Raw genomic sequence first — 14,470 nt, 5'->3', positions numbered from 1 at the left:
CTAATCTCTCAAGTGGAAACTGCTCGTTTAGTCGTCGTCGAGCGAGAAAACCGGGCGGTAATGGCGCTGCGCGATAAGCAAGCTCCTGTCGGGTCGGATGACGTAGATTTCCTCAACCTCGCGTCCCCATTGATCGGTGAAGGTGTGCGGGAAGGACGAGCCTGCGGGCGACTTTGTCAGCTTGGTGCGGGGCTGGCCACCATAAGTGATGCTGCCAGGAATAGGAGCGAGGCCTGACGACGAATAACCGCCTGCACTGGTCGTACAGCTTGTCAACACAAGCGCGAAAACCAGCGCAAATCCTATCCTTAGCTGCATCGGAACCTTCACTGCTTCCTGTCCCTCGGGTGTTGCTCGCCTTTCGCCAAGGTAACCAGGGTTGAGGGACATTGTTCCAGAATTTGCCGGAGACATGAGACAGGCGAGCCCCGATTGAACCGGAACAACCACGTCATCGCGTAGCTTGGTAGAACGGAGATACGCTGTTGCAGGGTCCTGACTGGCACAGAGCAATCTACAATTCGTAAGGGCGCCAAGGCGCTGGGACTTGTCAGCGGGGTCAGATCAAGAATTGTATCGATGAAAGAATAGGGTTTGAACAAGGGACCCGCAGGAAGAACATCCGCACGCAGCATGAGCGTCCCGGCGGTGCTGGCGCCAGGACCGAGTCGGCAGTGGCGTCAGCCGCAGCCGCTAAAGCTCATCGCTGCGACGCTTCACAGCGTGCTTCAGCGCAATCAGATGTTTGCGCCGCTCAAGCATATAATCGGCATAGCCGACACAGATAAACAACAATGTCGGGCCGGCGAAGACAACGATGAGAGCCAATGCAACAATAATGAATGCGGTCGTCATGGTCTGTGTTCCATCATGTTGGTCATGTGATGCGGAAGGACCTCATGCCTTCGGCTGATCAAATTCCGCCGCTACGCCTGCCCCTCACTTTCGCTGCGGGTCGTGGCTGTGGTGGCGATCATGCTCACCCCCACCGCCGGAGACCTTGCTTTGCGTGCGCCTGTCCGGCTCCGCCGGCGGCTTCGGAATTTCGAGCGGAGCCTTGGCGTTCTCATGCGACGCGCCGGGGCCGCCCTGACGGATGGTCGACGGGCTCTTCTTCGATGTAGACATCGGTGCCTCCTACCGGTCTTGCTGGTAACCCTGATGGGTCGTGTTGATCTTGGTGTTTCCTTGCTGGCCCTTCTTGTCGGGATTCTCGCCGCCGCTTGCCGTCACGGCATCCTCTGCGTTGGTCTTTACCGGCTTGCCTGCACCCTTACTGCTGGCATTTTCGGCTGGAACAGGGGGTAACCTGCTGCTCATCGCGCCTCTCCTCAGTCTGGATCTCGATTGGAGCTGTGATCCGAATATTGTTCGGTTTGAATTGACTTGCCGTCGAGGCCGCGCTCCTTGGAGTGCTGCGTCTTGTCACGGTTCGAAAGGACCGCATTTTCGGGAACCTGCTCGTCGTTGAGGTCCGTCATCGCGCCGCTGCCATCGCGCTTTCCTTTCGCGCCGGCGCCAATATGTTTCCGGTCGGCATGTGCCATGGTCTTTCTCCCTTCGGTTATCAGGTCAAACAATCCAAAGCCGCGGAGGTTCCGCCTGAAAGAGAAATCCGCGACAGCGGAAGCGAAAAGGGCGGGCTTTCCTACGATTTGTCCAGACGCCGGTGCAGTTCGTCCTTGTGAATGAAACGATCGGTTTTGCCCGGATCGGGATGCGAAACCTCCACATCGAGATCATCAGGAAAACGCGAGCGCCTGTTTGGCGTTCATGATCCCCAGCGCGACTCGCTCTTCTTCGGTATCCACGGCGACTTCGACCAGCTGTTTCTTAGAAATCATCTCGACGATCCTTATCCTTGCCTATTCAGAATCCGCCCGCCTTCCAGTCGTTCCCTCCCCAATCGATTTTGTGGCCTTTCTTCTCGCATCGCCGCCGTTACGCGCTCGAGTAGCGGGCTCGACGTCATATCCTCGAGCAACACCGACAGCTTCGGCCTCCAGTTCGGATAGCTGTCGCTCGTGCCTGGGATATTGGTCGGCTTTTTCTCATCGGTGAGATCAGCAAGGCGGACGGCAACGAGAAGCGACGGAGTCCTGGCAATGAAGCGATAGGCGCTGACGGTCAGTTCCCGCAGCGTTTCGCGACTTGCCCGCGCGGTAAGCCCGGCGGGCAGGTCGAGGTCGGCCGTCTTGAGCGCCGCTTTTAGGCTGCTCCGCTCGCGCTTACGGTGTTCGAGATGTCTTTCGGTAAGATCTGGCGGCACGATGCCGTGGTCGCACCGGGCCTGAATGTCGGCGCCGCGCCACCAGCCGGCAAGGGTCTGGTGGTCGTGCGTCGAAATGCAGGCCAAAGCCAGAACGGGATAGACGTCCGCCGGCTTGAAGCCCTTCTCGTCCTGTTCATAGGAAAGGATGCGGTAGGAGAGAATGTGGGCCGCCGCCAGATCGTCCTGCAATCCCTTGGGGATCAGTCCCAGGTCTTCACCGATAACCAGGCACCGATGCTCGGCGGACACTTCTGCGAGGATCTGCAGAAGCGCCTCCTCAGGATAGCGGACATAGGCGCCACCGTCCGGCCTGCTGCCCAATGGCACCAGGAAGAGGCGGCGAAGTGCTGCGGCGTGGTCGATGCGGATGGCGCCCGCATATCGCATGGCAGCGCTCACCATGCGGCGGAAAGGCGACATTTCTCCTGCCGCGATCGCGGAAGGCAAGTATCCGGCAAGGTGCCAGTCCTGCCCGTCGACGGCGAATGGATCGGGTGGACTGCCGATGGTGGCCTTCGAGATATAGGTATCCGGCTCGCTCCATGTCGCCGAGCCGTCGACCGCCTCCCCGACGGCTAGATCGAGATAGAGCCCGATCCGCAGGCCGGCCTTCCGCGCCCGGTCCGCCGCCTGCGTCAGCTGCCGGTGGGCGAGCCATTGCAGCCACATGTGGAAACGGACATCGTCCGCGTGTCCACGCTCGAATTCGGCGACGGCGGCGCTATCGAAGCGCTGGAAATCGGCCGGCCAACGGTGCCAGCCGGCGCCTGCCCCGCGCTCGACCATGGAAAATGAGAGGCATTCGAAAAGTGCGTGCAGCCGCAGGCTGTTTCCGCCTTGCGCGGCGAAGGCATCGAAATCGGCCGGATCATAGGCGCCGTCGATCACGCTGCGCTGTCGCCAGGCCGGCCAGAGATCGCGTAGGGCCCTCAGCTTTATCTGTGCGACGCCAATGTAGTCGACGAGATCGGTCTGGCGAAGGTTGGTCCATTGCTGTTCGAGTTCGGGGCTGGAGGCAAAACCCGGCACCCGGTCGATCGCGATATAGAGCGGGTTGAGATGCTGGCGGCTCGAGGGCTCATAGGGGCTGCAACGGTCGGGATCGGCGAGAAACGGCGCGTGAAGCGGGGTGAGGCCGATGAAGTCGGCGCCCAGCGATCCCGCGAGATCCGCCATATCCGACAAATCTTCGAAATCTCCTATGCCCCAGTTGCGCGCCGAACGGAGTTCGTAAAGCTGCAGGCTCACGCCCCAAACCCGCGTGCCGGAAAGGAAATCCGGCAGAAATGACCTGGCGATCTTCTTAGCCGCCGGCTTGAGCTCCCGCCGCGGCGCGCCGTTCCCGGGATCGGCCGCTGCCGGCAAGTCGATCTTCAGTGCCTGGAGGATCTTGCGTTTGGTCTCGCCTGATATCGCCACCTCCCGATTGTCGGGACTGGGCCTGGTCAGGCTGATGCCGTGCCGGCGGGCGAGCTTCTCGAGCTCAGCAGATTTCATCGTTCGATCGCCTTCCTATCAGCGCGCCATCAAGCCTCGCCGATGCTCCAGATCACCGTCCAGGGCGCGAGATTGCCACCGTCGCTGGCGCCAAGACGGAAGATCGTCTCGCCGTCATCTCGTTGCGAGACTAGCGGCGCCGCCTCGGCGCCGAGGTTGGCGTGCAGATGAAGACGCCGGTTTTGCGCCAGGGTCCAATCCACCGCGAGCGCAGTTCCCGCCGAGCGATAGACCGCGTTCCCGGCGCCAGCGCCTTTCAGCAAAGGCACGATCCTGCGGTGCCGGAGGTCGAGAAGCGCCCTGTAAAAATCAAGGACCTCGGAAGAGGCGAGTTTCGACCAGTCCAGCTTGGCGGCGGCGAAGGTCGATGGCGCCGTCGGGTCGAGAAGGTCGTCGGCGTCGAAGCCCGGGAGACGGGAAAGCTCCTCGCGACGGCCTTTCCTGACCTTCTCGTTCAAATCCTCGTCGAAATCGCAGAAGAAGGGGAAAGGCTCTCTGGCACCCCATTCCTCCCCCATGAACAGCATCGGGATCTCCGGCGCCAGCAGATAGATGGCGGCGACAGTCTTGACAACATCAGCAGGGCTCGAAGCCAGAACCCGATCCCCCAGCGCCCTGTTGCCGATCTGGTCATGGTTCTGAATGAAGGAAATGAAAGCGGTGGGCGGGAGATGGCCGCTCGGCCTGCCGCGGCTTGCGCCGCGGTAGGGCATGTGTTCCCCCTGAAAGACGAAGCCTTCCGCCAGCGCCCGGCCGAGCTTGCCGGCGTCACCTGCGTAATCGGCATAATAGCCGAAGGTTTCGCCGGTGGCCGTGATATGCAGAACATGGTGCACGTCGTCGTTCCACTGAGCGGTGAACAGCTTCACTTCCCCGTTTTCGTCACGCGTCAACAGGTCGCTGTCGTTCTCCTCGTTTTCGACGATCAGATGAACATGCCGGTCGCCGGCCGCGGCTCTGACGCGGCGGGCAAGCGCGTGAAGCAGATGCTCGGCGCTGTCATCCTTGATGGCGTGAACGGCATCGAAGCGGAAACCGTCGAGCCTGAACTCAGTGATCCAGTAGATGGCATTCTGGATGATGAACTCGCGGATCATCTCCGATCCGTCGCCATCGTAGTTGATGCCGTTGCCCCAGGGCGTCTTGTGATGGTCGGTAAAGAGCGGCGCATAGGCGGGGATATAGTTCCCATCAGGCCCGAAGTGATTGTAGACCACGTCCAGGAAAACCGAGATGCCGCGCTGGTGCGCAGCGTCCACCAGCGCCATGAAATCTTCCGGCCGGCCATAGCTGCTGTCTGGAGCATAGGGAAGCACGCCATCATAACCCCAGCTGTAACGGCCGGAAAATTCACTCAGCGGCATGATCTGCAGCGCCGTAACGCCCAGCGCCTGCAGATGGTCGAGCCGCTCGATCGCGGCCTTGAAAGTACCCTCCGGCGTGAAGCAGCCGATATGCATCTCGTAGATCACCATCTCTTCCCAAGGCCGTCCGGTCCAATCGCCTCTCTTCCAGCGATAGAGGGAAAGGTCGACTGCTTCGCTCGGCCCGTGCACATCCTGCGGCTGAAACCGCGAGGCGGGATCGGGAATTTCAAGACCGTCCGGCAGGACGAAGCGGTAACGCGTGCCGGGACGAGCGTCGGCGACCGTATAATGATGCCAGCCGCCTTCGGCCGCCTGCATCGGCCGCGGATCAGCGCCTTCGAGATTCAGCGACACGCTTTCATGCAGGGGAGCCCAGAGGCGAAACAGAATGCCCTCTTCGGTGAATGCGGGGCCGAACGTCATTTTGGTCAAAGGAAGCCTTCGATGAAATGGGGATAGGATCTAGGTAACTTTTGTCAGGGCAAAAAGTTTCGCAGGCACGGAGAGCGCAAGAGCGGCCACCGTCGCGAGGTGCCCCGCCGGCACATACCCGAAGAGTATGATTCCATCCTATCCGGAGTAGGATTTTATCCTATCACGTGCTATAAACCTGCAACAAATAGGAGTGTAGTCGATGCGTTCGACGCAACAAATGAGCATCACGTTGCCCGTGGAAATGGCGAAGCGCGTTAAACAGCGGGTGTCTAACGGTGATTACGCCTCGGAGAGCGAAGTCATACGCGAGGGACTTCGGGCTTTGCAGGAACGCGAGAATGCCGTCGAGCATTGGCTGCAAACAGAAGTTGCGGCCACCTATGATGCCTACAAGGCCGATCCCACCAAGGCCAAGCCCCTCGATGAGGTCTGGAAGCGCCTCGAAGCGCGCATGGAGGAAATCGATCGGGAAGAAGATTGATGAAGCGCTATAGTATCCGCCTCACTGATGAGGCGGAATTGGATTTGGCGGTATCTACAATTTCGTCCGCAAGACATCCGCATCTTCTATCGTCGCCCGCGATTACGTGGCCCGCATCAAGACCTTTGTAAGTGGATTCGAAACGCACCCTGAGCGCGGCAGCGTCCGCGATCATGTCCGACCCGGGTCACGCATTGTCGGTTTCGAGCGCCGTGTAAGCGTGGCGTTCGTGGTTGAGCCCACCGAGGTTGTTGTTCTCCGCATCCTCTATGCCGGGCAGCGGTTTGAAAGCGACGAGAGTTAGAGCCGGCCCAGAACGCAATACGCCCGGTACATCCCCACTTCGATCAAGCCGCCGCGACTTTGCCCGAGAGCGCCTGATCCATCGCTGTCTGAAGCTGTTCCTGCGTGAATGGCTTCTTCATCCGCAGCATCCGGCCGAGACCATGGTCTTCGGAAAACTCGGCATAGCCCGAGGCCAGGATGATGGGCAGGCCTGGAAAGGAGGAGCGAAGGTGACGCGCAAGCTCGGCGCCCGTCATGCCCGGCATGGCATGATCGGTGATGACGAGATCGCAACCCTGCCCGTCGGCAAAGAATTCCAAAGCCTGGGAGGCGGAAGACGCTTCCTGCGGCAGGTGCCCGAGATCCTCCAGCATCGCCACGGTTCCGGTCCTGACAAGCGCATCGTCGTCGACGACCAGAATGGCAAGCGGCCGCGACGCCGGTTTCAAAGCCTCCATTGCCGGAGGCTCGACGGCCGGCTGCACCTTGACGAAGGTTTCGGCAACGGGCAGCCATAGGGAAACGGTCGTGCCCTTGCCCCTGACGCTCGATATCTGGATAGAGCCGCCGGATTGCGCCGCCAGGCCATGCACCATCGACAGGCCGAGGCCGGTGCCCTTGCCGACCCCTTTGGTGGTGAAAAACGGTTCGGCGGCACGCGAGACCGTTGCCTCGTCCATCCCCTCGCCATCGTCCGACACCGATATCCTGATGTAATTTCCGCCCGCGAGCCCGGCCGGCCGGGCGTCTTCGGCTACCGCCGCGGCAACCGTCACGGCTCCGCCGCTTTCGAGCGCATCCCTCGCATTGACGAACAGGTTGAGCAGCGCCAGTTCCAACTGGTTGCTGTCGACCAGAAGGGGTGCCAGATCCGCCGGGATGCTTTTGCGGATTTCGATGCGCGGCCCCACCGCCTTGGCGAGAAGATCCTCGACGTTTTCGAACAGCCTGAAGAAGTCGACCGCCTGCGGCTTGAGCTCCTGGCGGCGTGCGAAGGCAAGCAGGCGCTGGGTGAGCGCGGTGCCGCGCTCGGCCGCCTGGATCGCATTCGTCACCAGGCGTTCACTGCGTTCATCGGCAGGAAGCCGCTTCTTCAGAAGGTTGAGGCTGCCGAGAACTGCCATCAAGAGGTTATTGAAGTCGTGGGCCACGCCACCCGTCAGATGGCCGATCGTGTCGAGCTTCTGCGCCTCGAACAGCTGCGCAAGCGCCTCTTCGCGCTCCCGCGTCCGTTGATCGATCCGGTGCTCGAGTTCCTCATTGAGCTCACGCAACTGCGCTGCCGAGGCCTCGAGCTCAGCGGTGCGCTGGTGAACGCGGGCCTCCAGCTCGGCGTTCAGGCGTTCGAGTTCCCTCGTCTTCCTGTAAAGATCGGCAAAGACCCGCACCTTGGCTCTCAGCACCTCGGGGACGATCGGGACGGAAACGTAGTCCACCGCGCCCACCGCATAGCCGCGCAGCCGGTCGGGTTCCGCCAGCATGACGGCGGAGACGAAGATGATCGGCGTGTTCTGATAGCGCGGATGCTGCCGGATCATGCTGACGAGTTCGAACCCGTCCTGTTCGGGCATGCAGACATCGACGAGGATCACCGCGATTTCGGTGCGCAACAGATGTTCGAAAGCTTCGCGAGCGGATTGCGCCTTGATGAGGTTTTCCTCGAGCTCTTCGAGGATGACCTCGTAACTCAGGAGCTTTGCCGGCTGGTCGTCGACGAGGAGGATGTTGACGGGGTTCATGGCCAGATCCTCAGCGATGCAGCCACATGCGAAGAGCCGACAGAAGCTGTTCGGTATTGACCGGCTTCGCCAGATAGTCGGACGCGCCCGCTTCCAGGCATTTCTCGCGGTCGCCCTTCATTGCCTTCGCCGTTAGCGCCACGATCGGCAACCGCCGGAACCGGGGCTCCGAACGGATGACCTGCATCGTCTCGTAGCCGTCCATTCCAGGCATCATGATGTCCATCAGCACGATCGCCACAGAGGGTTCGTTGTTGATGACGTCGATGGCTTCACTGCCGGTCGTCGCGGTCAGGACTTTCATTCCCCGGCGTTCGAGAACGCTGCTCAGCGCGAAGATGTTTCGGGCGTCGTCGTCGACGAGCAGCACGGTCTCGCCGACCAGATCCTCGTCCGAGCTGTGCAGTTCCTGCAGCGTCGCCTGCTTTGCGGCCGGCAGGTCGGCGACCACCCGGTGCAGGAACAGAGCCGTCTCATCCAGGAGACGTTCGGGCGACTCCACCCCCTTCACCACGACGCTGCGCGCCATGCTGTGCAGCGCCGCGTCTTCCTCGGCGGAAAGCTCCCGGCCGGTGAACACGACCACCGGCACCTCGCCGATCTCGGCGTCGTCGCGTATCTGCTCCAGCACGTCGAAGCCGGACATGTCGGGAAGGGAAAGGTCGAGCACCACGCAGTCGGCGGAATTCTGCCGAAGGGCGGCGAGAGCCTCGGATCCGGAGCCGACGCTGGTGATATCGATGTCGTCATATCCGAGAAGGGCGGTGACACTCAGACGCTCGGCTTCGTTGTCTTCCACGAGCAGCAGATGCTTGCGGCGCGGTTGTGCATAGGCCTTCAATCGCGACAGCGCCTTGCCGAGGCCTTCCGGCGTCGTCGGCTTGCTCATGAAGGCGAAGGCGCCGCGGGTCAGCCCGTGCTGACGATCCTCGTCGAGGCTGATGATCTGGACCGGAATATGCCGCGTCTGCGGATTCTGCTTGAGCTGGCTCAGCACCGTCCAGCCGAGCATGTCAGGCAGAAAGATGTCGAGCGAGATCGCTGCCGGCCTGTAGTCCTGCGCGAGTGCGAGCGCATCGCTGCCGCGCATCGCCACCAGAACCTTGAATCCATTGTCGCGGGCAAGATCCACCAGGACGCGGGCGTAATGCGCATCGTCCTCGACGACGAGCAGCACCGAGTCGCCGGCCGCTATCTGATGGCGATCGTCTTCGACATGTTCAGCCGGCTTTTCGGCGCGGCGGTTTGCTGCCGCCTCGGCGAATTCCACGACATTTGCCGGCGGAACGGCCTTCGGCGCAACCGCGCCGGCGCCGACATAGGTGAGCGGCAGGTAGAGAACGAAGGTGCTGCCGACACCAGGGGTGCTGCGCAACTGGATCTCGCCACCGAGCAGGTTTGCCAGTTCGCGGCTGATCGCCAGGCCAAGGCCGGTGCCGCCATATTTGCGGCTTGTGGAGGCATCCGCCTGCTGGAACGCCTCGAAAATGATGCGCTGTTTTTCAGGTGGTATGCCGATGCCGGTATCGACGACTTCGAAGGCGATGACCGAAGGCGCGTGTTTGAGCGAGGGATGGTCGGACGACCAGCCGCTCGTTGCCGATGCGACGCGAAGCGTCACACCGCCCTGTGCGGTGAATTTGAAGGCGTTCGACAGCAGGTTCTTGAGGATCTGCTGCAGGCGCTTCGAATCCGTGATGATGCTCTTCGTGATATCGGCGCCGACCTCGACTGCGAACGACAGGTTGCGATTTTCGGCTTCATGCCGGAACGGCCGGGCCATGACTTCGAGCAGGTTGCTGACGGAGATCTCCTCGGCATCGACCGAGACCGTTCCGGACTCGATCTTCGACAGGTCGAGGATGTCGCTGATCAGGTTCAGCAGATCGGTGCCTGCCCCGTGGATCGTCTTTGCAAACTCGACCTGCTTGCCCGAGAGGTTGCCATCCGGGTTTTCCCCCAGCTGCTGGCCGAGAATGAGGATTGAATTCAAAGGCGTGCGCAGCTCGTGCGACATGTTGGCGAGGAATTCGGATTTGTACTTCGATGTCAGCGCCAGCTCGGTTGCCTTTTCTTCCAGCGCGCGCCGGGCCTGCTCGATCTCCTGGTTCTTCGCCTCGACTTCGACGTTGCGCTCCTCCAGCTGCTGCGCCTTCTGCCCGAGCTGCTCGTTGGTCTGCTGCAGCTCGCGCTGCTGCGTCTGAAGCTCGGCGGCGAGTTGCTGGGACTGTTTGAGCAGGCCTTCGGTCTGCATGGTCGCTTCGATCGAGTTGAGGACGATGCCAATCGATGTCGTCAACTGGTCGAGAAAGGACAGCTGCAATTCGGTGAATTCGCCTACGGAGGCAAGCTCGATCACCGCCTTCACCTGCCCTTCGAAATGCACCGGCAGCACGATGGCGCTTCTCGGCAGGGTCGTGAACACGCCGGAACTGATCGGAACGACGTTGTCGGGAAGGTCGGTGACCAGGATGCGGCGGGCGTCGCTGGCGCACTGGCCGACAAGTCCCTGGCCGAATTCGAGCCGGGCCGGATGCGCCGCCTCGCCGCCTTTCGCGTAGACCGAGAGCAGCGACAGGACCGGCTGCCGCTCGTCGGCATCCACCTGGTAGATGACCCCTTGATGGGCGCCAACCAGCGGCGCCAGCTCCGACAGCAGCATCTTGCCGACCAGCGTCAGATCGCGCTGCCCCTGCAGCATGTTGGTGAAGCGCGCAAGGTTGGTCTTCAGCCAGTCCTGCTCGGTGTTGCGCTCGGTGGTGAGCCTGAGGTTGTCGATCATCGTGTTGATGTTGTCCTTGAGCTCGGCCACTTCGCCGCGCGCGTCGACCTTGATCGAGCGCGTCAGGTCGCCCTTGGTGACGGCGGTCGCCACCTCGGCGATGGCGCGCACCTGCGTCGTCAGGTTGGCCGCAAGCAGGTTGACGTTGCCAGTCAAATCCTTCCAGGTTCCCGCGGTGCCTGGAACATTCGCCTGACCGCCGAGGCGGCCTTCCACGCCCACCTCACGCGCAACCGTGGTCACCTGGTCGGCAAAGGTCGCGAGCGTGTTGGTCATGTTGTTGATGGTTTCGGCAAGGGCGGCCACCTCACCCTTCGATGCGACGGTGAGATTCTGCTTGAGGTCGCCGTTCGCCACCGCCGTCACCACCTTGACGATGCCGCGGACCTGCTCGGTCAGGTTGGCGGCCATGACGTTGACGGTGTCGGTCAGGTCCTTCCATGTGCCGGCAACACCAGGCACCTGCGCCTGGCCGCCGAGCTTGCCTTCGGTGCCGACTTCGCGGGCGACGCGCGTCACTTCGCCGGCAAAGGCGTTGAGCTGGTCCACCATCGTGTTGATGGTGTTCTTCAGTTCGAGGATTTCCCCCTTCACGTCGACGGTGATCTTGCGCGACAGGTCGCCGCGCGCCACGGCCGTCGTGACTTCGGCGATGTTTCGAACCTGGGTCGTCAGATTGGCGGCGAGCAGGTTGACGTTATCTGTAAGGTCCTTCCAGGTGCCGGCGACACCGGGAACGACGGCCTGGCCGCCGAGCCTGCCATCGGTCCCGACTTCGCGGGCGACACGCGTCACTTCGCCGGCAAAGGAGCGAAGCTGATCGACCATGGTATTCAGCGTATCCTTCAAGAGCAGGATTTCCCCGCGCACGTCGACCGTGATCTTGCGCGACAGGTCACCGTTGGCGATCGCGGTGGCCACCTCGGCGATGTTGCGCACCTGCGCCGTCAGGTTGCCGGCCATGGAGTTGACGCTGTCGGTCAGGTCCTTCCAGGTGCCGGCGACACCAGGCACCTGCGCCTGGCCGCCGAGCTTGCCTTCGGTGCCGACTTCGCGGGCGACGCGCGTCACTTCACCGGCAAAGGCGTTGAGCTGGTCCACCATCGTATTGATGGTGTTCTTCAGTTCGAGGATTTCCCCCTTCACGTCGACGGTGATCTTGCGCGACAGGTCGCCGCGCGCCACGGCCGTGGTGACTTCGGCGATGTTTCTGACCTGACCGGTGAGGTTGGAGGCCATGGAATTGACGTTTTCAGTGAGGTCCTTCCAGGTGCCTGCAACACCCGGCACCTGCGCCTGGCCGCCGAGCTTGCCCTCGGTGCCGACTTCGCGCGCGACGCGCGTGACTTCGGAAGCGAAGCGGTTCAGCTGATCGACCATGGTGTTCAGCGTTTCCTTGAGCTCAAGGATTTCCCCCGAGACCGAAACCGTGATTTTCTTCGACAGGTCGCCATTGGCGATCGCGGTCGAAACTTCGGCGATGTTGCGCACCTGCGCCGTCAGGTTGCCCGCCATGGAATTGACGCTGTCGGTCAGGTCCTTCCAGGTGCCAGCGACGCCGAGCACGTTCGCCTGGCCGCCGAGCCGCCCTTCGGTGCCGACCTCGCGCGCCACGCGCGTCACCTCGCCGGCAAAGCCGTTCAACTGATCGACCATCGTGTTGATGGTCTCTTTCAGTTCGAGGATTTCCCCCGACACGGTGACGGTGATCTTCTTGGAAAGGTCTCCTTGGGCGACGGCGGTCGCGACTTCGGCGATGTTGCGCACCTGCCCGGTCAGGTTGGAGGCCATGGAGTTGACGCTGTCGGTCAGGTCCTTCCAGGTGCCGGCAACGCCGCGCACATTAGCTTGGCCGCCGAGCCGGCCCTCCGTTCCGACTTCGCGGGCAACACGGGTCACTTCCGAAGCAAACGCGTTTAACTGGTCCACCATCGTGTTGATGGTTTCTTTCAGTTCGAGGATTTCGCCCTTCACGTCGACGGTGATCTTCTTCGACAGGTCGCCATTGGCAATGGCGGTCGAGACGTCCGCGATATTGCGGACCTGCGCCGTCAGGTTGCCGGCCATCGAATTGACGTTTTCGGTCAGATCCTTCCAGGTGCCGGCGACGCCGCGCACATTGGCCTGGCCGCCGAGCCGTCCTTCGGTGCCCACTTCGCGGGCCACGCGCGTCACTTCTGAAGCGAAGGCGTTCAGCTGATCGACCATCGTGTTGATCGTCTCCTTCAGCTCGAGGATTTCACCCGACACTGTCACCGTGATCTTCTTCGACAGGTCGCCATTGGCGATCGCAGTCGAGACCTCGGCAATGTTGCGCACCTGCGCGGTCAGGTTCGAGGCCATGGAATTGACGTTATCAGTGAGGTCCTTCCAGGTGCCGGCGACGCCTGGCACCTGCGCCTGGCCACCGAGCCGACCTTCGGTGCCGACTTCACGCGCCACGCGCGTCACCTCGCCGGCAAAGCCGTTCAGCTGGTCGACCATCGTGTTGATGGTCTCCTTCAGCTCGAGGATTTCGCCCGAGACGTCGACGGTGATCTTGCGCGACAGGTCGCCGCGCGCCACGGCCGTGGTCACCTGGGCAATGTTGCGGACCTGCGCCGTCAGGTTGCCGCACATGGCGTTGACGCTGTCGGTCAGGTCCTTCCAGGTGCCGGCAACGCCAGGCACCAGCGCCTGTCCGCCGAGTTTGCCTTCGGTGCCGACCTCGCGGGCAACACGCGTCACTTCCGAGGCGAAGGACCTCAGCTGGTCGACCATGGTGTTGATCGCCTCCTTGAGCTGCAGGATTTCGCCGCGTACATCGACGGTGATCTTCTTGGAAAGGTCGCCGTTCGCAACGGCAATCGTGACGTCGGCGATGTTGCGCACCTGCGCCGTCAGGTTCGATGCCATCGAGTTCACGCTTTCGGTGAGGTCCTTCCAGACGCCCGTCACTTCCGGAACCTGCGCCTGTCCGCCGAGTTTTCCGTCCGTGCCAACCTCGCGGGCGACGCGTGTCACTTCCGATGTGAAGACGCTCAGCTGCTTGATCATCGTATTGACGATATCGGCCGAGCGCAGGAACTCGCCTTTGAGCGGCCGCCCGTCGACATCCAGCGGCACGGTCTGCAAGAGATCTCCCTTGGCGACCGCTGTGATTGTGCGCGTGACGGCGGTCGTCGGCCATAGGAGATCGTCGATCAGACCGTTGATCGATCCTTCCATTTCGGACCAGGAGCCGTCCGACAGGCCGAAGCGTACGCGTGTGCTCGTTCGCCCGTCCCGGCCGACCACCTGCCCGACATGCTCGAGCTGCTGGGCCATGCGCTGATTGGCGGCGATGATGTCGTTGAGGGCATCGGCGACCTTGCCGGTGAGACCCGTCAGGTCGGACCGCATTCGCACGGAAAAGTCGCCGCGCCTGACCGCGACGAGGACTTCCAGAAGCGCGCTGGCGTCGTCGAACGCCATCGTTTTTGGGTCGTGCCCATTGAGGCTGTCTACCGCAACGCTGTCGCGCGCGAATTCGCTGGTTTGGTTGCTCACGAAAATCCCCCTCTTCGACGATCGGTAATTTAGCGCTCAACTCAGAAAATGGTATGGGCCGTCCGGCGTCCATCCTAACATGAT

The 14,470-nt window shown here is 61.9% G+C and carries 10 protein-coding genes; 1 reads left to right on the top strand and 9 read right to left on the bottom strand.

The features are described from left to right. Positions 1-27: 27 nt before the first annotated feature. The 7 genes from HFO71_RS22155 to treZ form a co-directional block, all read right to left on the bottom strand. On the bottom strand, positions 28-318 hold the full coding sequence (locus HFO71_RS22155; protein WP_077976911.1) for a hypothetical protein: 291 nt from the start codon (positions 316-318) through the stop codon (positions 28-30). A 375-nt stretch (positions 319-693) separates the two neighbouring features. After that, positions 694-855 (bottom strand): hypothetical protein, encoded by a 162-nt coding sequence (locus HFO71_RS22150; RefSeq protein ID WP_221988419.1) that lies wholly within the window; start codon positions 853-855, stop codon positions 694-696. A gap of 84 nt (positions 856-939) precedes the next feature. Beyond that, complete coding sequence (locus HFO71_RS22145) at positions 940-1,128, bottom strand: hypothetical protein (RefSeq protein WP_077976910.1); 189 nt, start codon at positions 1,126-1,128, stop codon at positions 940-942. Positions 1,129-1,137: 9 nt separating this feature from the next. After that, positions 1,138-1,320: a hypothetical protein gene (locus HFO71_RS22140; protein WP_077976909.1), complete on the bottom strand. Its 183-nt coding sequence runs from the start codon at positions 1,318-1,320 to the stop codon at positions 1,138-1,140. Between the two features lie 11 nt (positions 1,321-1,331). After that, positions 1,332-1,547: a hypothetical protein gene (locus tag HFO71_RS22135; RefSeq protein ID WP_077976908.1), complete on the bottom strand. Its 216-nt coding sequence runs from the start codon at positions 1,545-1,547 to the stop codon at positions 1,332-1,334. 308 nt (positions 1,548-1,855) lie between these two features. Further along, positions 1,856-3,769, bottom strand: coding sequence for a 4-alpha-glucanotransferase (gene malQ, locus HFO71_RS22125; protein WP_077976907.1), 1,914 nt, complete (start codon positions 3,767-3,769; stop codon positions 1,856-1,858). A 29-nt stretch (positions 3,770-3,798) separates the two neighbouring features. Further along, positions 3,799-5,568, bottom strand: a complete 1,770-nt coding sequence (treZ, locus tag HFO71_RS22120) for a malto-oligosyltrehalose trehalohydrolase (protein WP_131641276.1) — start codon at positions 5,566-5,568, stop codon at positions 3,799-3,801. 202 nt (positions 5,569-5,770) lie between these two features. Here treZ and HFO71_RS22115 point away from each other — a divergent pair, with 202 nt between their 5' ends. Then, positions 5,771-6,052 (top strand): type II toxin-antitoxin system ParD family antitoxin, encoded by a 282-nt coding sequence (locus HFO71_RS22115; RefSeq protein ID WP_131641277.1) that lies wholly within the window; start codon positions 5,771-5,773, stop codon positions 6,050-6,052. 347 nt (positions 6,053-6,399) lie between these two features. Here HFO71_RS22115 and HFO71_RS22110 read toward each other — a convergent pair whose 3' ends face one another. Both HFO71_RS22110 and HFO71_RS22105 read right to left on the bottom strand, forming a co-directional pair. Beyond that, positions 6,400-8,076 carry a response regulator gene (locus HFO71_RS22110; RefSeq protein ID WP_077976904.1) on the bottom strand — a complete coding sequence of 559 codons (1,677 nt, stop codon included), beginning with the start codon at positions 8,074-8,076 and terminating at the stop codon, positions 6,400-6,402. Between the two features lie 10 nt (positions 8,077-8,086). Beyond that, the gene (locus HFO71_RS22105; protein WP_168285878.1) at positions 8,087-14,386 is read right to left on the bottom strand and encodes a HAMP domain-containing protein; all 6,300 of its coding nucleotides are present in this window, start codon (positions 14,384-14,386) and stop codon (positions 8,087-8,089) included. Positions 14,387-14,470 lie beyond the last annotated feature (84 nt).

The sequence above is a fragment of the Rhizobium laguerreae genome (assembly GCF_019778565.1).
Lineage (GTDB): Bacteria > Pseudomonadota > Alphaproteobacteria > Rhizobiales > Rhizobiaceae > Rhizobium > Rhizobium laguerreae.
The sequence above is the reverse complement of the archived record's forward strand: the minus strand, read 5'-3'. Positions and strand labels throughout refer to the sequence as shown.

Coding starts and splice junctions, on each gene's coding strand:
- HFO71_RS22110 (WP_077976904.1), bottom strand. CDS start 8,076: ATGAACCCCGTCAACATCCTCCTCGTCGACGACCAGCCGGCAAAGCTC.
- HFO71_RS22115 (WP_131641277.1), top strand. CDS start 5,771: ATGCGTTCGACGCAACAAATGAGCATCACGTTGCCCGTGGAAATGGCG.
- HFO71_RS22145 (WP_077976910.1), bottom strand. CDS start 1,128: ATGTCTACATCGAAGAAGAGCCCGTCGACCATCCGTCAGGGCGGCCCC.
- malQ (WP_077976907.1), bottom strand. CDS start 3,769: ATGAAATCTGCTGAGCTCGAGAAGCTCGCCCGCCGGCACGGCATCAGC.
- HFO71_RS22150 (WP_221988419.1), bottom strand. CDS start 855: ATGACGACCGCATTCATTATTGTTGCATTGGCTCTCATCGTTGTCTTC.
- HFO71_RS22155 (WP_077976911.1), bottom strand. CDS start 318: ATGCAGCTAAGGATAGGATTTGCGCTGGTTTTCGCGCTTGTGTTGACA.
- HFO71_RS22135 (WP_077976908.1), bottom strand. CDS start 1,547: ATGGCACATGCCGACCGGAAACATATTGGCGCCGGCGCGAAAGGAAAG.
- HFO71_RS22140 (WP_077976909.1), bottom strand. CDS start 1,320: ATGAGCAGCAGGTTACCCCCTGTTCCAGCCGAAAATGCCAGCAGTAAG.